The sequence below is a fragment of the Marinobacterium sp. xm-g-48 genome (assembly GCF_013282925.1).
In the GTDB taxonomy this organism is placed as follows: Bacteria; Pseudomonadota; Gammaproteobacteria; order Pseudomonadales; family Balneatricaceae; genus Marinobacterium_E.
This window is the reverse complement of record NZ_WBYQ01000002.1, coordinates 62032-88704: the sequence shown is the minus strand read 5'-3', so window position 1 is coordinate 88704 and position 26673 is coordinate 62032. Positions and strand designations below refer to the sequence as shown.

Here is a 26673-nt window from a genome sequence, read left to right as displayed (position 1 = left end):
TAAAAAGATGTCACTGATACGGATGAGTTCACCCCACGTTACCCGCAGCAATACCAGCTCTGGGGTCATGCAGTTAGTCATTCTGGCGATGATTCCGGGCATACTCGCGCTGACCCTCTTCTTTGGTTGGGGCACTTTGATTCAGATTGCGATCTGCCTAATCTCGGGACTCGCGTTTGAAGCGCTTGCTCTGAAGATGCGCGGACTGCCCGTATCGCGCTACCTAGGCGATTATTCCGCTACGGTAACCGCTCTATTGCTGGCTGTCTCCATACCGCCCTCAGCACCACTCTGGATCGGTATTGTTGGGATGTTTGTTGCGATTCTATTTGCTAAACAGGTCTATGGCGGCATTGGTAATAACCCCTTTAATCCAGCCATGGTCGCCTACGCCCTACTGCTGGTCTCATTCCCGGTTCAGATGACCAGCTGGAACCTACCCTACGTATTAAGTGGCAGTGAGGGTTGGTCCATTCCGGCTCTATCGGAGTCACTGTCACTGATCTTTGCCGGATCATCAGAGATGATGGACGCCTATACCGGGGCGACCCCTTTGGATATTCTGCGCAACCGTGATGGTTTTACGACAGAAGAGATGTGGCGTAGCAATCAAACCCTGATTGAGGGTGCCGCAGCCTATCACGCCCTTTCGGCCGCATGGTTTATGGGCGGTATCTACCTGATCTACAAAAAGGTATTCACTTGGCATACCCCTGTCAGCATTCTTGTCACCCTAGGCTTGGTGAGTGCCATCGCTTATGGTGTCGATCCCAGTAATTTTGTTGACCCGTTTAACCACCTAACACTGGGTGCCACTATGTTAGCGGCGTTTTTTATCGCTACGGATCCGGTTTCATCCGCTACCAGTAACCGCGGTCGAATCGTTTTTGGTATGGGTATCGGATTGTTAATTTTCATTATTCGAACCTGGGGTAACTATCCTGATGCGGTTGCTTTCTCGGTTCTTCTAATGAATCTAGCGGCGCCAATGATCGACCACTACACCCAACCGCGTAGTTACGGCCATAAACGTGCACGTCTTGGACCCAAAGGAGAGTGAGTATGGAGATCAATGAGAACCCTACCACCACTCAATCCATCTCTAAGAGCGCGGTTGGTATTGGTCTATTTGCCGTTTTGTCGGCTGCTGTGATCGCCATTACCCAAGTGACGACGGTCGATCGTATTGATGCCAACGTTCGTGAAGCTGAATCGAAGGCACTCTATGAGATCTTCCCTGCGAGCATTGATGAACAGCTGTATGACCATCGCATTGAACTGGATGCAGGACAGCTGAACGTCGAGACTGGGACCACTGGTTACCAAGCGATACAAAACGATCAGGTAGTGGGGGTTATTTTACCGGTCACCTCCTCTCAGGGTTACTCTGGCGACATTGATCTGATTGTCGGAATCAATGCGGACAGCTCCATTGCTGGTGTGCGAGTCATCTCCCACAAAGAGACCCCAGGGCTTGGCGATAAAATCGATAGAGCTAAATCAGATTGGATAGAAAGCTTCAGAGGGACTCGTCGACAGGGTCAAGATGATTCAAACTGGGCCGTGAAAAAAGATGGCGGTCAATTTGATCAATTTACCGGTGCAACGATCACACCTAGGGCTGTCGTCAAAGCAACCAGCGTTGCGTTAGACTACTTTGAGACCCACAAGAATCTGTTATTGTCACCCGCGAATCGTGAGAAGAGCTATGCAGAGTGAAACACAGACACTGATTAAGAATGGGTTATGGACTAACAACCCAGCCCTGGTTCAACTACTTGGACTCTGTCCACTACTCGCCGTCACCAACTCGGTGGTTAACGCGCTAGGACTTGGATTGGCGACACTGGTCGTTCTGACCGGCAGCAACTTGACGGTATCACTGTTCCGCAAGCTAACACCTGAAACGGTTCGTCTACCCATTTTCGTGATGATTATTGCCGCCTTTGTCACCGCCATCGAATTACTGATGCAGGCCTTCACTTATGAACTCTATACCATTTTGGGTATTTTCATTCCGCTCATCGTCACCAACTGCGTGATTATGGGTCGCGCCGATGCCTTTGCCTCTCGAAATGCGATCAAAGAGTCGTTTATTGACGGCTTCTTTATGTCGATTGGCTTTATGCTGGTCTTGGTCATTCTCGGCGCGATGCGTGAGCTACTGGGCACCGGTGCTCTGTTTGCCAACATGGATCTTCTATTCGGAGAGATGGCAACGAACTGGCATATTACACTGGCAGATGACTACCCTAACTTCCTATTTGCCATTCTACCGCCGGGCGCATTCCTCGGTTTAGGCCTTTTGATCGCACTGAAAAACCTGATTGATCAGCGAATCAAAGAGCGACAACCAATCCCTGAGCCAACCGAAGCTCCCGTAAGTACGGGTTCGAAACGGGTCCGCGTAACAGGCTAAGCGATGAACAAACTAAAACGCATCGAGATCTTCGAGCGACTAAAAGCGGACAATCCACATCCAACAACCGAACTAGAGTACAGTTCGCCGTTTGAGCTGCTGGCAGCCGTGCTTCTATCGGCTCAGGCTACTGACGTTGGAGTGAACAAAGCGACTCGCAAGCTATTCCCTATCGCCAACACACCGCAGGCGATCATTGATTTGGGCATTGAAGGGCTTAAAGAGAAAATTAAGACCATCGGCCTATTCAATACCAAGGCTGAGAATCTGATGAAGACCTGCCATATGCTGGTCGATCTTCATAACTCAGTGGTTCCAGACAACCGAGAAGATCTTGAAGCGCTCCCAGGCGTTGGACGCAAGACCGCCAATGTCATTCTAAATACCGCCTTTGGCCAACCCACCATGGCAGTTGATACCCATATATTCCGTGTCTCCAACCGGACCGGGATCGCCCCAGGTAAAAATGTATTAGAGGTCGAGAAGCGACTGCTGCGCCTTGTGCCAAAGGAGTATTTAATCGATGCCCACCATTGGTTGATACTGCATGGCCGCTATGTCTGCGTCGCTAGAAAGCCTCGATGTGGCGCCTGTAACATTGAAGATTTGTGTGAATTCAAAAAGAAAACAGACTACTAGGATCCATTATGAGCAACGATGACAACAAGCCCTACCAAGGTGAAACCAACCAGACCAAAAATGGCTTTTTAACACTGATGTCTCGTTTAGTAATTGATGAAAAGTTGCCGGTTCGTTTTATGTATAAAACCGTCCCTGAGCATCTAAATGATACCGGATGGCGACTATTCACTGGGTATGAAGATGATGAGTTTCTAGCCAACGAACAGGTGAATATGATTCCCATGCCCACAGAGAAAGTCGTGAAAATAGACCCCTCCTTAGAGCCCCTGCTTGAGTACAACGCTGGCACTGTCTGGGAGCGTGCACCTGAATCCGAAGGCTGGGAGCGTGTCTACGACTATAAGATTCCAAGTGCTAACGTCGATGTCGAGATCACCAATGATGTGGATCAGTTCGGTAACGAAACAACCCACTGATTAATGTCTATTAATCGCGACCCTTTTTACCCTACTCCCTTGGGTCGCGATTCAGTTAAATTCCGCTCTTGAATTTTCTAGTTACTATCCCCAAATAATCTATGTAGGCAGTGACCATGAGGTACTGCACTTCCTAACCACGCCGATTGGGTGGTTTAACTTTGAACTACATATTGCTTAATTTGAGGATATGACCATGCGTAATTTTGACCTAACACCCCTATACCGTTCAGCAATTGGCTTCGATCGCCTAGCCAACATGATTGATACCGCTAACCGAAGCGAACAATCAGCTTACCCTCCGTACAATATCGAAGCGACCGGAGAGAACTCTTACCGCATTACTATGGCTGTAGCCGGCTTTACTCGCGAAGAGATTGAGATTACCAGCGAGAGCGGCAACCTAGTGATTCGTGGTAACAAAGCGGAAGATCAAGTAGAGCGTACCTACCTCTACCAAGGCATCGCAGCCCGTAACTTTGAGCGCAGATTCCAACTAGCCGATCACGTCCGCGTTGAAAATGCGTCGATGGAAAATGGACTGCTTCACGTTGAATTGATCCGTGAAATTCCAGAAGCGATGAAAGCACGTCGGATTGAGATTAGCTAAGAATAGACTTAAAAAAACGCGGCATTTGCCGCGTTTTTTAACCGTGACTGGCCTTCAGCCTGTCATCGACCCTTGCCGCTTCTTCCAGAAGATAGAGCAAAATCTACCAGCGGATGACAGGCTGAAAGCCAGTCACCGTCACGAGATGTAGGAGCGAATTAGCGCGAAGCGATAAACCGCGATCTGTTATGAAAGCCAAAACTGATTACTGGAGTCGGCTTTTAAGAACATCCCCAATCTTCACAGCATCCCGCTCTGTTCTTAGCTCTTGGAATAGCTCTTTGGCTTGCGGATAGTGCCAGCCCAGCATATTGCACCACTGTTTAATACGACCATGCACATGACGCTCTTCAATTAACGAGAAGACATCATCATAAAACTCAAGGATATTCGGCTTTAGCAGCTGCCAACACTCATCCAAATCGGTCGGGTAGCTTCTATCTTTAATCTGAAGCGGTAGCAGTGGGTTAGCGACCCAGCCTCGCCCAATCATGACATCCTCACACCCACTGACCTCTCGGCATCGGTCATAGTCTTCGACGTTCCAGACTTCGCCATTGGCAATCACCGGGATCGAGACCGCAATTCGAATCTTGGCGATCCACTCCCAGTGTGCCGGCGGTTTGTACCCTTCTACCTTTGTGCGGGCATGCACAGTAAGATAGCTCGCACCAGCCGCTTCGATCGCCTGCGCATTATCGATTGCCAATGATTTGTCTTCATACCCTAGGCGCATTTTAGCGCTGACTTCGATATGGCTAGGAACCGCATCACGCACCGCTTTAACGGCATCATGAACGACCTCGGGCTCCTTAAGGAGAATCGATCCACCCCTACTCTTATTAACGGTTTTGGCGGGGCAGCCGAAGTTCATATCAATAGCAGGCGCGCCCAACTCAAGTGCAGTTAAAGCATTTTTAGCCAGGGATTCAGGATCAGAACCCAATAACTGAACAACCAGAGGGGTATCGCCGTAACCGCAATAATCCTGTTTCAGCTCTGGGATCAGTTTATGAAAGACTTTAGGGGGAAGCAGCGTGTCGTTAACGCGCACAAACTCGGAGACCATCTGATCGGCGCCGCCCACTCGAGCGATGAGGCGACGCATGCTGTAATCAACAACGCCCTCCATCGGCGCAACAATCAGACGCATAAAAGTCGATTTTAAATGGCGTCTAAGCCACGCTGTAGATCGCGCTTGAGATCGTCAACGTTCTCTAGGCCTACAGAGAGACGAATCAAGCTATCTTGAATACCCGCTTCTGCACGAGCTTCAGCTGACATACGTCCGTGAGTCGTCGTTGCAGGGTGAGTGATTGTGCTCTTAACATCGCCTAGATTACCGGTAATCGAGATGACTTCGGTTGCGTCGATAAACGACCAAGCCGCCTCTTGCTGACTCAGGGTATCGCTCGCAACTTCAAATCCAAGTACCGCACCAAATCCTGATTGCTGACGAGCAGCCAGTTCATGTTGTGGATGCGAAGCGAGACCTGAATAGTAGACTCTCGCTACTTTAGGCTGGGCCTCTAGCCACTGTGCAATCTCTAGTGCAGCCTCGCTGTGCGCTCTCATTCGCAGTGGAAGTGTCTCTAAGCCTTTTTGGAAAACCCATGCGTTGAATGGACTCAGACAAGAGCCCGCTGTTCGGATAAACCCGAACACCTCTTCCATATCAGCGTCTGAACCAACCACAACGCCACCGACAACACGCCCCTGTCCATCAAGGTGTTTAGTAGCCGAGTGCATGACAATATCCGCGCCGAGCGACAGTGGCTTTTGCAAAGCGGGTGTTAGAAAACAGTTATCCACCACCAACTTAGCGCCCGCTGCATGTGCCACGTCAGCAACGGCCTGTATGTCCGTCACCTCGGCTAAAGGATTACTAGGCGTCTCTAAGAAGAACATACGGGTTGTAGGGCGCACGGCCGCTTGCCATGCGGTTAAATCTTTAGGGTCAACAAAGGTCGTTTCGATCCCCGCTCGACTCACGTACTTTTCAAATAGTGATACGGTTGAACCAAACACAGAGCGAGAACAGACCACATGATCGCCATGTTTCATTAATGACAAACAGAGACTCATAATGCCCGCCATCCCTGAACTGGTCGCGATGGCGCGCTCCCCACCCTCTAGCGCCGCAATACGACGCTCAAAGGCTTGAACCGTTGGATTGGTAAAACGTGAGTAGACATTGCCTTCGATGTTGCCGGCAAAGGTATCAGCAGCCTCTTTTGCTGAGCTGTAGACAAAACTAGAGGTTGGGAAGATTGCGTCGGAGTGTTCACCCTCTTCACTACGCCACTGACCCGCTCTAACTGCGAGCGTCTCTACCGCGTAGTGATCATCACTGAACTGAATCCTTTCAGGTCGTTCGAACTGCTTACTTCCCATGCTTCATCCTTAAAAAGCTTTATGTAGGTTGGTAGACTCGTTTCCTTCGGTCTGTTCATCATCAGCACTCGCCTTAGCACCGTCGTTGCGCTTAGCATCGATGTTATCAAGGTAACTGCTGGTCACTGTTCCAGTGACATACTCGCCATTGAAGACACAGGTATCGAACTGAGTAATCGCAGGGTTAAGATCTGTGACACAGGCTTTTAGATCATCAAGATCTTGGTAGAGCATCCAATCACAACCGATCTCTTTACCCACCTCTTCCGCAGTACGACCATGTGCAATCAACTCACTGGCACTGGGCATGTCGATACCGAATACGTTGGGGTAACGAACTTCAGGGGCTGCTGAGGCAAAGTAGACTTTACGCGCACCTGCATCACGTGCCATTTCAACAATCTGAGCGGACGTAGTACCACGTACAATAGAGTCATCAACCAGCATAACCACTTTGTCTTTAAACTCAGATTGAATCGGGTTCAGTTTTTGACGAACCGACTTCTTACGCTGAGTCTGCCCAGGCATGATGAAGGTACGGCCGATGTAACGGTTTTTGATAAAGCCTTCGCGGTAGGTCACTTTCAGGCTTTTCGCCATCTCAAGTGCCGCTGTACGGCTGGTATCAGGGATTGGAATGATGACGTCGATATCGTGCTCTGGGAACTCACGGCGCACCTTATCCGCCAATTTCACACCCATCGCCATGCGCGCGTTGTGAACCGGTGTCTCATCAATGATCGAGTCTGGACGAGCTAGGTAGACGTACTCAAACAGACAAGGAGCAAGCACGGGTGTTTCAACACACTGCTTGGTAAAGATCTCACCCTCTTGAGTAATGAAGATCGCTTCACCAGGCGCCACATCACGCACCATCTCGAAGCCGGCAGTATCCAACGCAACACTCTCTGAGGCCACCATGTATTCAACGCCTGCTTCGGTTTCACGCTTACCGTAAACCAGTGGGCGTATGCCAAAAGGATCACGAAAAGCGGCCAGACCCAGACCGGTGATGATCGCAACAACGGCATAACCACCCTGACAACGCTTATGGACCGTTTCCACGACGTTGAAGATATCTTCAGAGGTTGGGTGTAACTTGCCCAACAACTGCAGCTCATGGGCAAAAACGTTCAGTAACACTTCTGAATCAGAGGTGGTATTGATGTGGCGAAGATCAGAACGGAACACCTCATCAGCCAACTGCTCAGAGTTGGTTAGGTTACCGTTGTGTGCCAACGCAATACCGTAAGGTGAGTTGACATAGAATGGCTGAGCTTCTGCTGAGCTTGAGCTACCGGCTGTTGGGTAGCGCACGTGGCCAATACCCATCTCGCCATTCAGTTTTTTCATGTGTCGTGTACGGAAGACTTCGTTGACTAAGCCATTATCCTTACGCAGATAAAAGCGGTTACCTTCACAAGTAACCATACCCGCAGCATCTTGGCCACGGTGTTGTAGGACTGTTAACGCATCAAAAATTGTCTGGTTAACATAGGTTTTGGCTACGATGCCAACTATTCCACACATCCGATCTACCTATATCGAACTAATTCACGGCACTGGCGCTGGCTGGATCACTGCTGAGTGTCCAGATTACACCACCTATCTCTTTTGCAGTCTCTTTGGTCCACTCCTCCATCAAAACGAAGTGAGGAATGAGCTGAGAATCTTTCCACCATTGATCCTCAACGGCTGGGGTTAGCCCCAACAGAGCAACAATGACAACAACAACCAGACCGCCACGAACGGCACCAAAGCCCATTCCAAGGATACGATCGGTTGCAGACAAACCGGTTGCACTGATCAATGCGGTAATCAATTTACCGACAAGGGCACCCACGATCAGTGTTAATACAAATAGAGCGGCAAAGGCTGCCAACATACGGAGGGATGGGGTCTCGATGTAATCAACCAAATAGGTACTCAGACTGGTTGAAAACAGACGCGCCACTATAAAAGCACTGACCCAAGTGACAAGTGATAGAGCTTCTCGCACGAATCCACGCTTGAGGCTTAATAGACTGGACACGGCAACGATGCCGATAATTAGCCAATCAGTCCAGATCATCTTCTCTATCCAAAGTTAAAAACAGCTGCATTTTATCAGAGTGGATCGGTTTACCCAATGAACTCTTGATCTATTTATCATCGCTTACTGAGTTGTAAAGCGCACAATCATACCATCCAATGAGTACTGCTCTTTGATCGACTCTTTTAGCGACTCTAAACGGGTACGTTGCATTTCTGGGCCGATGTAGACACGAACTAGGTCGTTGGCACGACGGATATAGACCTTGTATCCCGCTTTTGTCAGATCAGCGCGAAGAGACTTAGCATTTCGCTCATCTTTGAAACTTGCTAACTGTAAAGACCAGGCCGCCGGAATTCCGTTCTCATCCAAAGCTGGCATATCTTCTGCCGGCGAGACCTCTTCAGGAGCACGTTGCTTCATCTTTTCGACCACCTCTACAGGGGGTGCTTTTATCACAACGGGCTGAGCCACTGGCGCTGGCTCGTTAATCACCTCGGGTTCGTTGATTGTATCATCCAAAACAACCGCTGGAGCCGCTTCCATAACGGGCGGCAAGGTCGGTGCAGGAGGAATACGATCCACAATTTTACGCTCTTTATAGCCTGCGGCATCGAAGATCAGCGGAGCGATAGAGAGTGAGATTACCAAGAGCGCTCCCAACCCTAACAATCGACGGCGAATACTTGCCTGAATTAATGCGTCTTGAGCCAACTCAGGGCCTCCGTAACGGTTAGAAAAGAGCCGCAGATCAGAACCTGCTCACTCTCTGAAGTAGAGTTTGATAATTGATCAAGCGCCTCGGATACAGACGCGAAACATTGATGAGGGTTGTTTGCCCCAACCAGATTCACAAGCTCTTCAGCTTGACTGGCGCGCGGTCCTTGTAGTGAAACCAAGTACCACTCATCGGTGATCGGCCTCAGTGCCTCAATCACACCCTGTCGATCTTTATCATTAAGCATACCCAGCACTAGGGTTCGCTTCGACGGCTTTGGCTGTTGCTGCAATCGATCCGCTAAGTACTCAGCCGCTTGCGGATTGTGTGCCACATCGAGCAGACACTCGGTTACACCGATTGTTTCACTCTGCATGCGACCGGTGAGATGTACACTCTCTAATCCACTAGCGATCGACTCAATGGAAACCTCAGGAGCAATCAGCGTCAATACTTGCAGGACAGTCGCAGCATTAATCAGTGGCAAAGGAGGCACTTGCAGATCAAAGTAAGCGATATGCTCACCCTTCAGATCGACACCCGACCAGTTCCAGACCTTCTGAGCGTCATCTAATCGATAATCTTGGTTAAATTGGTAGAGCGGAGCATTCAGTTCAGCCGAGTGTTGAACAATCGATCGAGCTGCCGGTGACATCGCACAGACCGCTGGTTTATTAGGTCGAAAAATACCCGCTTTTTCGCGCGCGATGGACTCGATGTCGTCGCCCAACCAATCAATATGGTCCAACGCAATGGAGGTAATCACAGCGATGTCAGCATCGACAATGTTAACGGCATCCAATCGCCCGCCGAGCCCAACTTCTAAAATCACATAATCAAGAGCCAGGTCTGAAAAGATGATCAGCGCAGCCAGTGTGCCGTACTCAAAGTAGGTTAAAGAGATCTCTTCTCGAGCTTGATCTATCCGACAAAATGCATCAACAATGACTTCATCAGATGAATCTAATCCGTTGATCTTTATCCGTTCATTGTAGTTTAAAAAATGAGGGGAGCTGTAGACACCGGTGGTAAAATCTGATGCGCGAAGAATAGAATCCAACATCGCGCAGGTTGAACCCTTACCGTTGGTACCCGCTACAGTGATGACTTTACTGCGAGAAAAATCCAGATTCAGGCGACCGGCCACTTCAGCAACACGATCTAAACCCAAATCAATCTCAGACGGATGAGCGGCCTCAATGACTTCGAGCCACTCTTCCAAACTGTTAGTTGAGCTCAATTTGCTCATAACCCAATCGTCTTCTGAGCGCTTAGTCGGCGAGTTGTTGAGCAGGCTGGCCCTGCATTTGACGAAGCATTTTAGCAAGACGGCTACGCATCTCACCGCGCTCAATAATCATATCAACTTGCCCATGCTCTAGAAGGAACTCACTGCGCTGGAACCCTTCAGGAAGTTTTTCACGAACGGTCTGCTCGATAACACGTGGACCTGCAAAGCCAACCAGTGCACGAGGCTCAGCAACGTTCAAATCACCCAGCATAGCAAGGCTGGCAGAGACACCGCCGTAGACAGGGTCAGTTAACACAGAGATGAAAGGGATACCTTTGGTACGCATCTCTTCAAGTACAGCCGATGTACGAGCCATTTGAAAAAGGGAGAATAGCGCTTCTTGCATACGAGCACCGCCTGAAGCAGAGAAGCAGACCAGAGGAATACCCTCAGCCAATGAGACTTCAGCAGCACGTACAAAGCGCTCACCTACAACTGTACCCATTGAACCACCCATGAAACGGAACTCGAAAGCGACCGCAGCAACTGGGTTGCCCTCTAAGGTACCCTTCATCGCAACCAATGCGTCTTTCTCGCCGGTATCGCGCTGAGCAGCCGTTAGACGATCTTTGTATTTCTTAGAGTCTTTGAACTTAAGACGATCGATTGGCTCAATATCAGCTGCAATCTCTTTCGTTGACCCTTCATCAAGGAAGTAGTTCAAACGCTGACGGGCGCCAATACGTAGGTGATGATCACATTTAGGGCAGACATGTAAGGTCTTATCTAACTCTGGCTTGTACAGCACACTTTCACACTTTGGACACTTCTCCCAAAGCCCTTCTGGAATGCTGTTGCGTTTTTTCTCATCATTACGTGCCAGTGACGGTACGATCTTTTCCAACCAGTTACTCATGGTACTCCCTAAATGATCGACTTAAGCGTCGATCGCTTGACGCATTTCTTTAACTATACCTGCAACTGCAGCAGGAATCTTCTCTGGCGTGTTTGCCAGTTCTGCAATTTGATTAACCAGCACGGAACCGACAATGGCACCATCGGATACTTTAGAGACGGCTGCAGCAGACTGACCATCACGGATACCGAAGCCTACACAGATCGGCAGATCTGTATCCTGGCGCATATCGCTGATGTAGACCCCTACTTCATCTACATTCAATGCTTTTGATCCAGTCACACCTTTAACCGATACATAGTAGAGATAACCACTGCCCTGCTCACAGATCGCCTTACGACGTTTTGGAGAGGTTGTCGGTGCAATGAGGAAGATGATATCAAGTGACTCAGCCTTCATTGCCGCCATTAGGCCAGCAGACTCAACCGGTGGCATATCGACCACTAGCACACCATCGACACCTGCCGCTTTAGCGTTTTTAGAAAAGGTTTCGTAGCCCATCACTTCGATAGGGTTAAGGTAGCCCATTAGAACCACCGGTGTTGTCTGATCCTGTTCACGGAACTGAGCAACCATTGCCAATACATCGGTCAAACTGGTGCCGTGCTCAAGGGCACGCTCACAGGCTAACTGAATCACGGGGCCATCGGCCATTGGATCCGAGAAAGGCACACCCAACTCAATGACATCCGCTCCCGCTTCAACTAGTGCATGCATTAGAGGCACGGTAACGCTTGGGTTTGAATCACCACCGGTTACATAAGGGACAATCGCTTTACGTCCCTCTGCCTTCATGGCAGCAAAGCAGGCTTCAATACGACTCATTTAACTCTCCAATTACATCTCAATGCCGTCGATGCCTGCGACGGTATGTATATCTTTATCACCACGACCCGATAGGTTTACAACAATCACTTGATCTGGACTCATCTCTTTTGCCATCTTCATGGCGTAAGCAACCGCGTGAGAGGATTCAAGTGCTGGCATGATACCTTCAACCTGCGTCAACGTACGGAATGCATCGAGTGCCTCGTCATCATTGATCGCAACGTACTCTGCACGGTTAATATCTTTCAAGTAGCTGTGCTCAGGACCTACACCTGGGTAATCAAGACCGGCCGAGACAGAGTGTGTACCGATAATCTGACCGTTATCATCTTCCATCAGGTAGGTACGCATTCCATGCAGTACGCCTGGACGACCATCACTTAGCGGTGCTGCGTGTTCACCCGTTTCAAGACCGTGACCACCCGCTTCAACACCGATCATACGAACCGACTCATCTTCAATGAATGGGTGGAACATACCGATGGCGTTCGAGCCACCGCCCACACAAGCCACAACAGCATCCGGTAGACGACCAATCTGATTCATACACTGCTGTTTTGTTTCACGCCCGATGACGCACTGAAAATCACGCACAAGCATTGGATAGGGGTGCGGACCTGCAGCAGTTCCAATGATGTAGAAGGTATTATCGACATTGGTTACCCAATCACGCATCGCTTCGTTCATCGCATCTTTAAGCGTTTTAGTGCCCGAAGTAACTGGAATCACTTCAGCACCCAACAGCTTCATGCGGTAGACGTTTAGCGCTTGTCGGCGAACATCCTCTTCACCCATGTAGACCTTACACTCAAGACCCAGACGAGCAGCAACCGTTGCCGAGGCAACACCGTGCTGACCAGCACCTGTCTCAGCGATAACACGCGGCTTACCCATAAACTTAGCCAGAAGTGCCTGACCAATGGTGTTGTTCACCTTGTGTGCACCCGTATGGTTAAGATCTTCACGTTTCAAATAGATCTTTGCACCGCCCACTTTGTCTGTGAGGCGCTCAGCAAAATAGAGTGGCGAGGGACGACCCACGTAGTGAGCGAGGTCTTTATCAAACTCCTCTTGAAAGTCAGGATCCTTAGAGAGCTTTCTGTAAACTTCTTCAAGCTCTTCCAAAGCACCCATTAACGTTTCAGAGACAAATCGACCACCGAACTGACCAAAGTGGCCATTCTCATCGGGTAGCTGTACCTGTGTATTATCTGTTGTTGGCACGGTAAACCTCGTTCATAAAATCTGTCATTTTATTTGAATCTTTAATCCCTTTAGATGCCTCAACACCCCCACTCACATCAACAGCGTAGGGAGACACCTGAGCGATGGCTTCAGCAACATTCTCTGCCGACAAGCCACCCGCCAAAATAATCTTGGTTGCCAGTTCAGTTGGTATTCTGGACCAGTCGAACATCTCACCAGTACCCCCAGGTATCCCAGGGGTATAAGCATCCAAAAGAATCCCTTGTGAGGATGCGTACGTCTCAAACTGAGCCGTTAGATCTAACTCCGGCTTCATGCGAAGCGCTTTGATGTAAGGTCGAGAGAATCTGGAACAAAACTTAGCACTCTCATCACCGTGAAACTGCAATAGATCAACACCTGCTGTGGCGATAACCTGATTAACGACCTCAGCAGATTCATTCACAAACAGAGCCACACTGGTAACGAACGCAGGCAGCTTGGAAATAATTTCAGCAGCCTGTTCAGGAGTAACAGCTCGCGGACTTTTAGCGTAAAAAACAAAGCCAAGCGCATCACACCCAGCATCAACGGCCGATAGCGCGTCATCTATATTGGTGATACCACAAATTTTTACACGAGTTCGCACAATAGAGGCTCTAAATTAGGTCGTTAAAGACAACTGAGTTGATCACTCAATTTATCGGTTGGAAAGTCTACCAAAACAGAGAGAGTTAGTCAGTCTAATGGCCCAAGAAATATGGCCCTGTACCACCCTTCGGCAGTGCAAACTCTTCAGGGTATTCAACATCACAAAAATAGAGTCCCCAAGGCGGAGCGGTCACCCCACCTTTGCGACGATCTTTGGCCTCTAGCACCTCAGCCGCCCACTCTACCTCAGCCTCTCCAGAACCAATTTTCATTAACACACCGGCAATATTTCGAACCATATGGTGTAAAAAAGCATTGGCTTGAATATCGATCACAATGATCTCACCGCTTTTATAAACCTGCAGATCATGCACCGTACGAACGGGACTGTTCGCCTGACAGGCAACCGCTCGATAAGAGCTGAAATCATGCTCACCGATCAGACAACGACTTGCCGATTGCATTCGCCCAACATCAAGACTCTTGTGAGTCCAAGTAACCCCTCTAGAGAGAATCGCCGGTTTAACAGGTGCCGAGTAGATCAGATAGCGGTAGCGTCTTGCTTGAGCAGAAAAACGGGCGTGAAATTGATCCGACACCGGTTTTGCCCAAAGCACCGCAATGTCATCAGGGAGGTGTCGATTCGTACCCATCACCCAGGCACGATCGATTCGCTGATTGGGTGTATCAAAGTGAACAACTTGATAACAGCCATTCACCCCGGTATCGGTGCGGCCAGCACAGACCAGATGCACATCGTGATTCGCAATCTTTGCTAACGCCTGCTGCAGACGTTCCTGAACCGTGACAACCCCTTCATCTGCCTGAATCTGCCAGCCATGATAGTTTGCACCAGCGTACTCAATCCCAAGGGCGTAACGAAAAAGGGCGACTTCCGTCGCCCCTTTGATGTTTTCAATATCGCTCATTAACTAAGCTTTATCCAATTGATCCAAGAGGTTTGCGACCTCCTGCTGCTGAGCAGAAGAGCCTTTGTCTTTCATACTGACAAGGATATCACGAGCAGCCTCATAATCATCCATTTCAATGTAAGCTCTTGCTAGATCTAATCGGGTTTCGTTTTCATCTGCACCACTGTAGAAGTGGGTATCAAAATCTTCTGACTCTGCGGTGTCATTAATCTCTTCTACCACCTCTAGATCGCCATCAACTTCATCGAAAATCTTTTCGATCTCCCCGTCCAGCGCCCCAGAATCACTCTCTTCTACGACAAATTCCCAATGATCGTCAGACTGTCCGTCAGCTTCAACATCTTGATCCACCTCGATATCAAATGCCTCATCGGGAACGCTGGCATCGCCCATCATTGCCTCTAGAGCGACCAGGTCCTCATCAATGGAGTCAGTGTGCGCTGGTTCATCCATTGAGTCTGCTTGCGGCATATCAACGCCCGGAATTTGGCTCTCTTGTGGTTCTTCGTCAGATTCTGAATCAAACGGCTCGATAACAAAATCGAGGTCTTGCAGCTCTGCACTCTCCTCTTCTACAGGCTCCACAATCGATTCAACCGAATCGGCATCTGCCAGTGAGGCTTCTAGCTCAGAGTCAAGAAACTCCTCTAAATCATCATCTTCCGGCTGCGACTCATCGGCTTCGTTAACCATCGCCTCTTGCTCTTCAGGTGATGACATAGCTGCATTAGCTCTGGAGAGGAAATCATCAGCGTCAGAACTTGTTTCTGTTTCTGTTTCCAGTTCATTATCATCAATGACCTCAGGCTGAGGTTCAACTGAAGCGAGATCACCTGTATTTGATGATTCATCAACGGATTCATTTGGCGGTGACTCTTCAGCAACCTCATCGCTGATCGCTTCCATCTCAGCTTGGGCCGCCTGCTCACTGGCACGAGCTCGAAGCACCTCATCGATCATCGACTGAATCTCAGCTTCAGCCTTAGCGATACTCTCTGAATCAGAATCAGGCTTTGGATCGATGACTGGCTCAATCGACGTTTCCAAAGCGGGTTCAACAGCTGATGGCTCAACGACAGCCATAGTTGGGGTCGACGATGCTGAAGGTACTAGAGGCGCTTCAGAGATAACCTCATCCTCTTTTGCCGCACTGCTCGCGGGTTCACGATAAGGCGCAGGCTTTCTTGAAGATCGTATTAACAACAGCAGCAACAATAGAAAGGCTACAGCACTGCCACCAACGATTTCAGGATTCATTCGAACATAGTCGATCACAGCAGCGACTGGGTCCTCATTACGCTGTTGAGCTAGCTGCATCTGCTGTTCCAACTGCTGTTGCAGTTGCGCAACCTGTTGATCTTTTAGCTCAATTAGACGCTGCATGGTCTGTAGCTGCTCAGCTATAGAGTCCAATTTTGCAGAGAGATCAGCATTGTCACGTTCAACTTTCTCGACACTCTCCTGAGTTACAAGCAGCTGATTTTCCAAGTCTCGATTGAGTGCTTGAAGCTCCTGTTCGCGAGGCGTTGATTCAACGGGCGTAGCAACAGAATCTTGATCTAAAGAGAGAGAAGCTCCCTCCTCTTCAGTTTCAACCACAGAGTTAGAGGGTTCGCTATCAGCTCGGACCTCTACTGAATCTGATACCGTCTGACTAGCCTCAGCTTCTGAACTGCTGGTTGATAGAGGTTGATCTTGTGTCTCGTCAACAGAGACCAACTTCAATTTAGCCTCTGATGGATTAACCACTTCAGAGGTTTGAGCCGAGGGAGCTTCACTCTCTGGTTTAGCAACTGGAGTAACGTCCGCTTTCTCAATAGCTGCAGAAGCGGAGGAACGTCTGCCATTTTTCCAATCTTCATACTGCTTGCGAACTTCGATAGCCGCTTGCCTAACTGATAGCTCATTCGCTTGCGCACTATTGGGCAGCGTGACGACCGTACCGGCTTTAAGAACATTGATATTGTTGGTCGGAAAGCTACTAGGGTTTAGACGCTGAATCGCCAGCATCATCTGGTTGACCGAGACGGATTCATCAGGAAGATTACTTTGAGCCAATGCAAACAGGGTATCATTTACATCGACATAAACCTGATTCGCTGATGAGGTCTCAGTTCTCAGTGTGGTTTGGACAGTTTGCGCCGGGTTCGCTTTTAAAACCTTTTCCGGTTCAGCCTTAAGACCCTCTTTCTGAAGTGAGTCAGTTACTGGAGTGGACGGCACGGATATGGGTGTCGGTTGAGCTGCAGCCTCTACAAACAGAGGAGGATCCAACAACAGGGTGTACTCTCGAACAAGACGACCATTGGGCCAATTCACTTCCATCAAGAAGCTGATAAAGGGCTCACGAACAGGGGTGTCCGAACTAATGACGACTTTAGCACCACCCTGGGCATTGAGCTCAACGTCAAAATCAACCGAACTCAACACGCCAGATCGGCTTAAGCCAGCCAGACTGAAGGCGTCATCATCAGCCAATTTAGGACGAATATCGGATGCTTTTAAATCACGAACTTGTAGCAGTTGAATTTCAGCCTGAAGCGGCTCGTTCAATGCAGATTTTACATTGAGTTCACCTAGGCCTAGGGCATTAGCCTGACTGGCTAACAATGCGGATGAAACGGCAATACTGAGTGCTAAACGACGCACAATAACTTCACTCCACTCTATTAATCCGAAAGGATTAATCTCTCTCTATTGAATGAAGTATTGTTGCTACCCGGTAATGGGTCAAGTTTACCGGGCAGATTTTTTAAATTAGTGCTTAGTTACCAATGTAGCAAGCAGCTCTAAAAGTGCTGAGGCACGGCCGAAACGGTTCTCATCAAACATCAGGGTAGCTTGAATCGTCTGGTCCACACGTGCATCGACACGCAGGCGCGATACCAAACACTCAGTCTGCCCAATCATCGATTGAGTAGAGGCGTTGGGGCTGTGACTGAAACGCAACGCATTATCTCGATCAATGAGCGCTACTAGATCAGAGACCGATTGGTCCGCTTGTGTCTCAACCATCAGCATTGCAGAGGTACCGTGGAACATCGGCACTTGAACGGTTGATACCGTTACTTCGGCATCGTCAAACAGTGCATCAGCACCCTCAGCAATACGACGCTCTAACCCTGATTCACCTTGTTCGTCCAATACAAACGGCTGAGCCAATGCATTAAAGGCTAGGGTTGCATCTAAAAACTGCTCTGTCGCTTCACGACCATTAAGCAGTGCGGCTGTTTCACGTGCTAAAGCCTCAGCGCCTTTGCGATCATGAACACTGGCAGGCAAAGTCGCGGCAATGTGCATACGAAGAGGCTCAACTTTAGAGCTAATCGCCTGGCAGAACTTGTAGACTGCTACTAGCACAGGCTCAGCGAGCTGATACCACTCGCCAGACTCCAGACGGTCACGACCCGCGACGGCCAACTGAGACGATTCAGCAGACAGGTTAGAGTAGAGATCGATCAATGTAGCACCCAAGGAAGCGCGCTCCAAAAGATCTGCACTCGCCTCAGGTTGAGCCAGAATAACCACAGACGCTTCAGCAAACGGAGCTTGATCAACGGGACGCACCAGTGTGGAGTGCCCGTTAATCATCAATGAACGACCCGCTTCGCTCTCGTCATCCCATAAAGAGAGCTCAATTTCGCTCGCTAGAGGGTGATCTTCGAAGAGTTCAAAAAACTGGTCGGCTACTAGAGATGAGACACCAACAAAAAATAGTTTCATAGCTTTTCCAAAAAGATCGGCCCGCAAATGAGCGGGCCGTTAATTGATTCGTTACGCTTATTGAGCCAGAAGTATACGAAGCATTCGGCGAAGAGGCTCTGCAGCACCCCAAAGCAACTGATCACCCACACTGAATGCGTTTAGGTACTGTTTGCCCATCTTCATTTTACGAAGACGACCCACAGGGATACTCAATGTACCGGTCACTTTGGTTGGTGATAGCTCTTCCATAGTGATCTGACGATCATTAGGCACCACTTTTACCCAATCATTCGCTTCAGCAACCATCTGCTCGATCTCATCCATTGGAAGATCTTTATTCAGTTTGATTGTAAATGCCTGGCTGTGACAGCGCATTGCACCGATACGAACACAGGTACCATCGATAGCAATCGGGTTAGAGTTACGGCCAAGAATCTTGTTTGTTTCAACATAGCCCTTCCACTCTTCCTTAGACTGACCATCGGCAACAGGTACATCGATCCAAGGGATCAACGAGCCCGCAAGCGGCACACCAAAGTTATCAACGGCTAGATCGTTACGCATGGTGCTAACAACCTGACGATCAATATCAAGAATTGCCGATGCAGGGTCATTCAGAAGCGCTTCTGAACCATCGCGAATCTGCCCCATTTGAGTGATCAACTCACGCATATTGCGTGCGCCAGCACCTGATGCAGCCTGATAAGTCATTGAAGAGACCCACTCAACGTGACCCGCTTTAAATAGACCACCTAGACCCATCAACATGAGAGAGACAGTACAGTTACCGCCAACGTAAGTTTTGATCCCTTTCGCTAGACCCTTCTCAATTACATCGCTATTGACTGGATCCAGAACAATGATCGCTTCATCATCCATTCGCAGAGCAGAAGCAGCGTCAATCCAGTAGCCATCCCAGCCAGCAGCACGAAGCTTAGGGTAAACCTCTTTCGTGTAGTCGCCACCTTGGCAGGTAATAATCGCGTCCATCTCTTTTAGCGCATCAATATCAGATGCATCTTTAAGTGGAGCAATCTCTTTACCAATGTCTGGACCAGCAGCACCTACCTGAGAAGTGGTGAAAAATACCGGTTCAACGATCTGATCGAAGTCTCGCTCTTCCTGCATACGCTGCATAAGAACGGAACCCACCATACCGCGCCAGCCAACAAAACCTACACGATTCATATTTACCCTCAAAAAACTTTTTCGCTATTCAATAGCTCTATCAAAAAAGGCCGGATCTAACCGGCCTTCTCGGTTAACGTTTGATTATGCGCTTAGCGCAGCAATCACCGCGTCACCCATTTCAGTTGTCGAAACCTTCGTCATGCCTTCAGAGAAGATATCGGCAGTACGCAGGTTTTGATCCAAAACCTTACTTACCGCGGCTTCGATTCGATCCGCAGTTTCGCCCTTATCAAGCGAGTAGCGCAACATCATAGCGGCAGACAGGATGGTTGCCAATGGATTTGCAATGTTTTGACCCGCAATATCCGGAGCAGAACCGTGACAAGGTTCAAACATACCCTGACCCTTCACGTTCATAGACGATGAAGGCAGCATACCGATGGAACCCGTCAGCATTGCAGCAGCATCTGAAAGGATGTCGCCAAACATGTTACCTGTTACCACCACATCGAACTGCTTAGGTGCACGTACTAGCTGCATTGCAGCGTTATCTACGTACATGTGGCTTAGTTCAACTTCAGGGTACTCAGCGCTCAACTCTTCCATCACTTCACGCCAAAGCACCGTCACTTCTAGTACGTTTGCTTTGTCGACAGAGCAGAGTTTCTTACCACGTGCCATTGCCGCTTCAAAAGCGACACGACCGATACGCTTGATCTCATCTTCGTTGTATACGTAAGTGTTGTAACCTTCACGTAGGCCATCTTCAGTGGTGCGAATGCCGCGTGGCTGACCGAAGTAGATACCACCCGTTAGTTCACGAACGATAAGAATATCTAGATCTGAAACCACTTCTGGCTTCAAAGTAGACGCGTGAGCTAACTGTGGGTAAAGAATCGCTGGGCGCAGGTTACCGAACAATCCAAGCTGAGTACGAAGACCTAGAAGCCCCTTCTCTGGGCGAATCTGAAAATCAGGGTTTGTATCCCACTTAGGACCACCCACAGCACCCAAAAGGATGCCTTTGGAGTCATGCGCCTTAGCTAGGGTCTCTTCTGGAAGAGGTACACCTGTCGCATCGATCGCAGCACCACCAACGTGTGCTTCATCAAATTCAAGACCAAGGTTATCTTGATCGTTAACCAGTTCAAGCACACGACGCGCCTGAGCAACAATCTCAGGACCAATGCCATCACCTGGCAAAATCAAAACTTTGTTTTCGTTCATTTTTCTATTCCATATTTACCGTGTCTGGCTTTCAGCCTGACACGACTCTCTCAGCGTCTTCCAGACTACCGAGCGTAAATTAATCTTTCTCAATGCTCCGGGTCTGACCTCTGGTCTGACCCGACTCTTTCAATTGACTTCCAGAGCACCGAGCGTAACGTGAATGTGGGGTCAGACCGGAGGTCAGACCCCGCCGCCTTTTCGGCGACCGAATTACTTAATCGCGTCGAACAACCAAGGCGCTTCTGCACGGCGTTTCGCTTCGTACGCACGGATATCATCCGCATGCTCAAGCGTTAAGCCGATATCATCCAAACCGTTTAGCAGACAGTGCTTACGGAAGCCATCAACTTCGAAGCTGTACTCTTTGCCGTCTGGGCTAACCACTTTCTGATTTTCAAGATCAACCGTTAGGCTCATACCGGGTGCTGCAGCAACGGCTTGGAAAAGCTCTTCCACTTCTTCCTCTGTAAGAATGATCGGCAATAGACCATTCTTGAAACAGTTATTGAAGAAGATATCGGCATAGCTTGGTGCAATCACTGCACGGAAACCGTAGTCATCTAATGCCCAAGGAGCGTGCTCGCGGCTAGAACCACAACCAAAGTTGTTACGTGCTAACAGAATGCTAGAACCTGCATACTCTGGTTTGTTTAGAACAAAGTCTGGGTTGATAGGACGTCCAGAACAGTCTTGATCTGGCTGACCTTCATCAAGGTAACGAAGTTCATCAAATAGATTAGGACCAAAGCCAGAGCGCTTAATCGATTTAAGGAACTGCTTTGGAATGATCATATCGGTATCAACGTTGACGCGATCAAGCGGAGCAACAACACCGGTGTGAGTCGTAAACTTTTTCATATCTTTATCTCCGCCCTAACTTAAGAGTTCAACTCAAAATCGCGTACATCAACGAAGTGGCCTGTAATCGCAGCCGCAGCCGCCATTGCTGGACTCACTAGATGGGTACGACCACCGAAGCCCTGACGGCCTTCGAAGTTACGGTTAGAGGTTGATGCACAGTGCTCACCATTACCCAACTTATCTGGGTTCATCGCAAGACACATAGAACAGCCCGGTTCACGCCACTCTAAACCCGCTTCAACAAAGATCTTATCCAAGCCTTCCGCTTCTGCCTGAGCTTTAACTAGACCAGAACCAGGCACAACAAGCGCCTGCTTCACTGTGCTTGCAACCTTACGGCCTTTAACTACTGCAGCGGCAGCGCGCATATCTTCGATACGGCTGTTAGTACAAGAACCGATAAAGACACGATCAAGTTTGATATCTGTAATCGCCTGGTCTGCATTCAAGCCCATGTACTCAAGCGCACGAGTAATCGAGTTCGCTTCGTCTGCATCTTTCGCGTTCGCTGGGTTTGGCACAGTGCCATCGACAGCAACAACCATCTCTGGAGATGTACCCCAAGTCACCTGCGGTTTGATATCAGCGGCGTTGATCTCAACGACCTTATCGAACTGAGCATCATCGTCAGAGACTAGATCTTTCCAGTTTGCTACAGCCGCTTCCCACTGATCCGCGGTTGGTGAGAATGGACGACCTTTAAAGTACTCAATCGTCTTGTCATCAACCGCCACTAGACCCACACGAGCACCCGCTTCGATCGCCATGTTACAGATAGTCATACGACCCTCAACAGAGAGCGAGCGTATTGCAGAACCACCAAACTCCATCGCATAGCCTGTACCACCAGCCGTACCGATAACACCGATTACATGAAGTACAACGTCTTTAGCGGTGACGCCAACACCAAGATCACCGTCTACTTTAATCAGAAGGTTCTTCATCTTCTTAGCGATCAGACACTGAGTCGCAAGAACGTGCTCAACCTCAGAAGTACCAATACCATGCGCTAGCGCACCGAAAGCACCGTGGGTAGAGGTATGCGAGTCACCACAGACAACGGTAGAACCTGGCAGAGTCATACCCTGCTCTGGGCCTACAACGTGAACGATACCCTGACGCTCATCAAGCATCTTGAACTCAACAATGCCGTACTCGTCACAGTTCTCATCCAGTGTTTTTACCTGAATACGAGAAACGGGATCGACAATTTGATCGACGCCGCCAGCTCGTTCAGTGGTGGGTACGTTGTGATCAGGCGTCGCTAGGTTAGCATCGATACGCCAAGGTTTGCGACCCGCCATACGCAGGCCCTCAAAAGCCTGAGGTGAAGTGACCTCATGAAGAATTTGACGATCGATGTAGATTAATGAACTGCCATCATCGTTCTGACGCACCAAATGGGCATCCCATAATTTGTCATAAAGTGTTTTACCAGCCATCTCTCTCTCCTGGTTGGTGACCTATCCGTAAGGATTTAAAAGTGTCTAAATTTTATCCACACCTCTTTCAATAGACAAACTCTTATTATTTATAATTTCCATTCCAAATAAGAATAGTTAAATTATTTTTAAAAAAATTAATCTTTTTTTTGTAAAGTTCAAAATATGGTCTACATTTCATTGGTAACACATAAAAAAAACAGATTAACTTTTCCTAAGAAGGGACTCTTATCCATGCTTGTACTTACACGTAACGTCGGCGAAAAATTGATTATTGATGGCAACATTGAAGTAATGGTGGTTGAAGCAGGTGGCGGCAGTGTTCGTCTCGGCATAGAAGCACCAAAAGATGTGCACATCGTTCGCGAAGAGCTACTAGAAGAAGACGAATCCTGAGATAAGTCTTTGATCAAAAAGCACCCTCTGTGGTGCTTTTTTTATGCCTATTTCAACCGCTCTCTTGTAAGCTTAGGCTTATGGATACCTCTACCCTACAAGCCTTTGTTGAGACCGCTCAGCTAGGCAGCTTCTCGCAAGCATCACAGCGACTGTTTATAACTCAGTCAGCGGTCAGCAAACGCGTGGCTCAACTAGAAGAACAGGTTGGAGCTCGGCTGTTTGATCGAATTGGCCGAACCATAGCATTGACCGATGCCGGTAAAGCACTGCTCCCCCAGGCACGCCGTATTTTGGCGGAATTAGAAGACGCCAAACGCGTCGTCGACAATATAAAGGGCGACATCTCTGGTCGTCTGTCTGTCGCAGCAAGCCACCATATTAGCCTTCATCGTTTGCCAAACACCCTGCGCAGCTTCACCACTCATTACCCTGAGGTAGAATTAGATCTTCGTTTTTACGAATCAGAGGTCGCTTATGAGGCGGTGCTTCATGGTGACATTGAACTGGCACTGATCACGCTTTCACCAGAGTCAGACCCACGTCTTTACTCGGAGGTGTTGTGGCTAGATCGACTCTTTTACTGTGTCTCTACCGACCACCCTATCGCTAAGCATGGCTCAACCGATTTTGAAACCTTGAACCAGTACCCGGGTATTCTGCCAGCACCTAATACCTTCACCTCGCTGATTGTGCACGAGCAGTTAGCCCAGCGAGGTTTAACGCCTAATTTAGGTATCAGCACCAACTACCTTGATACCATTCGTATGATGGTCAGTGTTGGTCTAGGTTGGAGCCTACTTCCAGAATCGATGATTGATAACAACCTGCATAAGGTGGTGATCGACAGTGACGCCATTGAACGGCCGCTTGGGTTTATCTACCACCGTGACAGAACACTCTCTAATGCGGCGGGCAAACTGCTCAATCTACTAAAAGAGGATGCGCAGAAGGGTTCATAACTGAATCAGGGTGAATTAGTATGAGTCAAAGAGTAAATAAGGGCTTAGCGTGAACCATCCGCTTCTAGATCAGTTCAATCAATGGCTGCAGCAGTTCGAGCAGACAGGATCTGTTATCGATACCACTCGTTTAAATGAGTGGAACCATCTAATGGATCAGTTCCAAACGCACCCTGAGCAACTCTCTAGTAATCATGCCCAGTGGATCAAAACGCTTGCTCAAAACTCCAAAGCGATGATGAGTGTAGTAGAAGCACTGCAGGATCAAGCGACCGACTCCAGTGAGCAACTGAAAAAGCTAAGAGAGGAGTTGCATCAATTCAATGTCCAGCTGCTTCTGCAACAAGCTAGTTTGCCACAGCAGATGGCGCCGCTGTTGTTCACTCACACCCACTTATCGACACTCTTTAATGAGGAGCAACTCGCTAAATTTGAGCAATTAAAATCCTCATTGAACACTCCTCAGTTTGAAAAACTTAACCAACTGATCGAATCCTTTATGCAGTGGCAGCAAGCAGGCCAAACACTGACCGAAGAGATGAATCAAATTACTGAGCAGGCAACGCAGACCTGGCAAGAGCAATTCGATGACTCACTCTCTGCCAAGGATCAGATTGAGCTCTGGGGTAAGATCTACGACAGCACCTACCAGGTTCAATTCCAAGAGCCCTCGATGCAGCTAGCTCAAAGCGGGTGGCTGAATGGATGGGCCGATCTAAAACTGGCTTGGAAACAACTTCTGACTCAACTGACAGAACAAGCGGGACTCCCCTCACCTGAGCAACTCGATAGACTGATTGAACAGCTCGATCAACAACGCAGACGCATTCGACAGTTAGAGAAGCGGCTCTCTGCCCTCGAATCAGGTGATCACAATGGCTAATCGGTATAACCAAGCCCTGCTCGATTCACAAAAAGAGCTGGCTAAGGCTATGGCGGTACTCAGTGAACTCCCCCCTTTGGAGGATAGCTCACTGAAAGCCGAGGTGGTGTTAACCCTCGATAAGATGAGACTGCTGCACTTTAAACAGTCTGGACGACGCAGACAGCCGCCGCTGATTATCTGTTACGCGCTGGTTAATCGACCCACTATTCTCGATTTAGCCCCCGACCGTTCACTGGTTCAAGATTTACGAGCCAAAGGGCGTGATATCTATCTAATCGATTGGGGTTATCCCGATCTGTGTGATCGACATATTGGGCTTGATGACTACATTGGCGACTATCTAGATAGCGCCGTGCAGTGCGTTATAGAGCGTTCCGGTTTTGAACAGATTGACCTAATGGGCATATGCCAGGGTGGCGTTTTCTCTCTCGCTTATGCGAGTTTAAAACCAGAGCGTGTTCGTAAACTGGTCACTTTGGTTACACCCGTGGATACTGGTGTCGAAGGGTTTACACTTAGCGAAATGGTCCGAGAAACGAACATTGAACAGCTTGTTAAAGCCTATGGAAACCTTCCTGGTCAGTTTCTCAATCAGATCTACGCTGCGCTCAAACCACTGCAACTGGGTGTCGTAAAAGAGATGGGGCTGAGCCGCTCGATTCAAGACCCGACAAGCGCCGAGCTATTCTTACGCATGGAGCAGTGGATCAATGACAGTCCGGATCTAGCAGGCCGGGCCGCTATAGAGTTTGCAGAGACATTTTTTAAAGGGAATGGACTGATTCAAGGCTCATTCTATGTCGATTCAAAAGCCGTTAAGCTAACGTCCATTCGCTCCCCCATATTGAATATCTTTGGCACTAAAGACCACTTGGTACCAACTGCCTCAAGCCAAGCGTTACAAACAGCCATTACTCCCAACACCCCCTACCAAGAGTTGGCTCTTCCTGCCGGTCACATCGGCGCCTTCATCAGTGATCGCTGTCGAGATAAGGTCATTAGCGCTATCGAATCGCATCTAACATCCTAGCAGCAAAAAAGTTGGCCTATTTTTTGCAAATATTAATGGATATTTCCTAATTCCCT

At 48.8% G+C, this 26673-nt stretch carries 27 protein-coding genes; 10 read left to right on the top strand and 17 right to left on the bottom strand.

Annotated features, from left to right (window positions below; genetic code table 11):
* Window positions 1–7: 7 nt before the first annotated feature.
* From XMG48_RS04380 to XMG48_RS04355, 6 genes are all read left to right on the top strand, one after another.
* A complete protein-coding gene (locus tag XMG48_RS04380; protein WP_173480851.1) occupies window positions 8–1060 on the top strand; it encodes an RnfABCDGE type electron transport complex subunit D in 1053 nt (350 codons plus the stop codon).
* Window positions 1061–1062: 2 nt separating this feature from the next.
* Window positions 1063–1719, top strand: a complete 657-nt coding sequence (gene rsxG / locus XMG48_RS04375; RefSeq protein WP_173480850.1) for an electron transport complex subunit RsxG — start codon at window positions 1063–1065, stop codon at window positions 1717–1719.
* Complete coding sequence (locus tag XMG48_RS04370; RefSeq protein ID WP_173480849.1) at window positions 1709–2419, top strand: electron transport complex subunit E; 711 nt, start codon at window positions 1709–1711, stop codon at window positions 2417–2419. Before rsxG ends, XMG48_RS04370 begins: the two co-directional genes overlap by 11 nt.
* Before the next feature lie 3 nt (window positions 2420–2422).
* The gene (gene nth, locus XMG48_RS04365; RefSeq protein ID WP_173480848.1) at window positions 2423–3058 is read left to right on the top strand and encodes an endonuclease III; all 636 of its coding nucleotides are present in this window, start codon (window positions 2423–2425) and stop codon (window positions 3056–3058) included.
* 8 nt (window positions 3059–3066) lie between these two features.
* A complete protein-coding gene (locus tag XMG48_RS04360) occupies window positions 3067–3477 on the top strand; it encodes a DUF2185 domain-containing protein (RefSeq protein ID WP_173480847.1) in 411 nt (136 codons plus the stop codon).
* A gap of 196 nt (window positions 3478–3673) precedes the next feature.
* Window positions 3674–4087 (top strand): Hsp20 family protein, encoded by a 414-nt coding sequence (locus tag XMG48_RS04355; RefSeq protein ID WP_173480846.1) that lies wholly within the window; start codon window positions 3674–3676, stop codon window positions 4085–4087.
* A gap of 205 nt (window positions 4088–4292) precedes the next feature.
* On the opposite strand, the gene XMG48_RS04350 is transcribed toward XMG48_RS04355, so the two are convergent.
* The 17 genes from XMG48_RS04350 to leuC all read right to left on the bottom strand — a co-directional run bounded on the left by XMG48_RS04350 (window position 4293) and on the right by leuC (window position 23343).
* On the bottom strand, window positions 4293–5240 hold the full coding sequence (locus XMG48_RS04350; RefSeq protein ID WP_173480845.1) for a tRNA-dihydrouridine synthase: 948 nt from the start codon (window positions 5238–5240) through the stop codon (window positions 4293–4295).
* 11 nt (window positions 5241–5251) lie between these two features.
* A complete protein-coding gene (locus tag XMG48_RS04345) occupies window positions 5252–6481 on the bottom strand; it encodes an O-succinylhomoserine sulfhydrylase (protein ID WP_173480844.1) in 1230 nt (409 codons plus the stop codon).
* Between the two features lie 9 nt (window positions 6482–6490).
* Window positions 6491–8011 carry an amidophosphoribosyltransferase gene (gene purF, locus XMG48_RS04340; RefSeq protein WP_173480843.1) on the bottom strand — a complete coding sequence of 507 codons (1521 nt, stop codon included), beginning with the start codon at window positions 8009–8011 and terminating at the stop codon, window positions 6491–6493.
* A gap of 19 nt (window positions 8012–8030) precedes the next feature.
* Window positions 8031–8552 (bottom strand): CvpA family protein, encoded by a 522-nt coding sequence (locus tag XMG48_RS04335; RefSeq protein ID WP_173480842.1) that lies wholly within the window; start codon window positions 8550–8552, stop codon window positions 8031–8033.
* 84 nt (window positions 8553–8636) lie between these two features.
* Window positions 8637–9227: an SPOR domain-containing protein gene (locus XMG48_RS04330; RefSeq protein ID WP_217362025.1), complete on the bottom strand. Its 591-nt coding sequence runs from the start codon at window positions 9225–9227 to the stop codon at window positions 8637–8639.
* A complete protein-coding gene (gene folC, locus XMG48_RS04325) occupies window positions 9209–10480 on the bottom strand; it encodes a bifunctional tetrahydrofolate synthase/dihydrofolate synthase (RefSeq protein ID WP_173480841.1) in 1272 nt (423 codons plus the stop codon). The genes XMG48_RS04330 and folC overlap by 19 nt, the downstream gene beginning before the upstream one ends.
* A gap of 22 nt (window positions 10481–10502) precedes the next feature.
* The gene (accD, locus tag XMG48_RS04320) at window positions 10503–11378 is read right to left on the bottom strand and encodes an acetyl-CoA carboxylase, carboxyltransferase subunit beta (RefSeq protein WP_173480840.1); all 876 of its coding nucleotides are present in this window, start codon (window positions 11376–11378) and stop codon (window positions 10503–10505) included.
* A gap of 21 nt (window positions 11379–11399) precedes the next feature.
* Window positions 11400–12203 carry a tryptophan synthase subunit alpha gene (trpA, locus tag XMG48_RS04315; protein ID WP_173480839.1) on the bottom strand — a complete coding sequence of 268 codons (804 nt, stop codon included), beginning with the start codon at window positions 12201–12203 and terminating at the stop codon, window positions 11400–11402.
* A 12-nt stretch (window positions 12204–12215) separates the two neighbouring features.
* Entirely contained in the window at window positions 12216–13430 is a 1215-nt protein-coding gene (trpB, locus tag XMG48_RS04310) for a tryptophan synthase subunit beta (protein ID WP_173480838.1), read from the bottom strand.
* Window positions 13414–14040 carry a phosphoribosylanthranilate isomerase gene (locus tag XMG48_RS04305; RefSeq protein ID WP_371731431.1) on the bottom strand — a complete coding sequence of 209 codons (627 nt, stop codon included), beginning with the start codon at window positions 14038–14040 and terminating at the stop codon, window positions 13414–13416. Before XMG48_RS04305 ends, trpB begins: the two co-directional genes overlap by 17 nt.
* A gap of 94 nt (window positions 14041–14134) precedes the next feature.
* Complete coding sequence (gene truA / locus XMG48_RS04300; RefSeq protein WP_173480837.1) at window positions 14135–14971, bottom strand: tRNA pseudouridine(38-40) synthase TruA; 837 nt, start codon at window positions 14969–14971, stop codon at window positions 14135–14137.
* 3 nt (window positions 14972–14974) lie between these two features.
* Window positions 14975–17623 (bottom strand): FimV/HubP family polar landmark protein, encoded by a 2649-nt coding sequence (locus XMG48_RS04295; RefSeq protein WP_173480836.1) that lies wholly within the window; start codon window positions 17621–17623, stop codon window positions 14975–14977.
* A 108-nt stretch (window positions 17624–17731) separates the two neighbouring features.
* The gene (locus tag XMG48_RS04290) at window positions 17732–18697 is read right to left on the bottom strand and encodes an Asd/ArgC dimerization domain-containing protein (protein ID WP_173480835.1); all 966 of its coding nucleotides are present in this window, start codon (window positions 18695–18697) and stop codon (window positions 17732–17734) included.
* Window positions 18698–18754: 57 nt separating this feature from the next.
* On the bottom strand, window positions 18755–19867 hold the full coding sequence (asd, locus tag XMG48_RS04285; protein WP_173480834.1) for an aspartate-semialdehyde dehydrogenase: 1113 nt from the start codon (window positions 19865–19867) through the stop codon (window positions 18755–18757).
* 84 nt (window positions 19868–19951) lie between these two features.
* Window positions 19952–21037 (bottom strand): 3-isopropylmalate dehydrogenase, encoded by a 1086-nt coding sequence (gene leuB, locus XMG48_RS04280; RefSeq protein ID WP_173480833.1) that lies wholly within the window; start codon window positions 21035–21037, stop codon window positions 19952–19954.
* Between the two features lie 213 nt (window positions 21038–21250).
* Window positions 21251–21898, bottom strand: a complete 648-nt coding sequence (gene leuD, locus XMG48_RS04275) for a 3-isopropylmalate dehydratase small subunit (protein WP_173480832.1) — start codon at window positions 21896–21898, stop codon at window positions 21251–21253.
* A 20-nt stretch (window positions 21899–21918) separates the two neighbouring features.
* Window positions 21919–23343, bottom strand: coding sequence for a 3-isopropylmalate dehydratase large subunit (gene leuC, locus XMG48_RS04270; RefSeq protein WP_173480831.1), 1425 nt, complete (start codon window positions 23341–23343; stop codon window positions 21919–21921).
* A 234-nt stretch (window positions 23344–23577) separates the two neighbouring features.
* Between leuC and XMG48_RS04265 the strand changes: the two genes are divergently transcribed.
* The 4 genes from XMG48_RS04265 to XMG48_RS04250 all read left to right on the top strand — a co-directional run bounded on the left by XMG48_RS04265 (window position 23578) and on the right by XMG48_RS04250 (window position 26617).
* On the top strand, window positions 23578–23739 hold the full coding sequence (locus XMG48_RS04265; protein ID WP_173480830.1) for a carbon storage regulator: 162 nt from the start codon (window positions 23578–23580) through the stop codon (window positions 23737–23739).
* Window positions 23740–23819: 80 nt separating this feature from the next.
* A complete protein-coding gene (locus XMG48_RS04260; protein ID WP_173480829.1) occupies window positions 23820–24701 on the top strand; it encodes a LysR family transcriptional regulator in 882 nt (293 codons plus the stop codon).
* A gap of 49 nt (window positions 24702–24750) precedes the next feature.
* Window positions 24751–25584, top strand: a complete 834-nt coding sequence (locus tag XMG48_RS04255) for a hypothetical protein (RefSeq protein ID WP_173480828.1) — start codon at window positions 24751–24753, stop codon at window positions 25582–25584.
* Complete coding sequence (locus XMG48_RS04250) at window positions 25577–26617, top strand: alpha/beta fold hydrolase (protein ID WP_173480827.1); 1041 nt, start codon at window positions 25577–25579, stop codon at window positions 26615–26617. The genes XMG48_RS04255 and XMG48_RS04250 overlap by 8 nt, the downstream gene beginning before the upstream one ends.
* Window positions 26618–26673 lie beyond the last annotated feature (56 nt).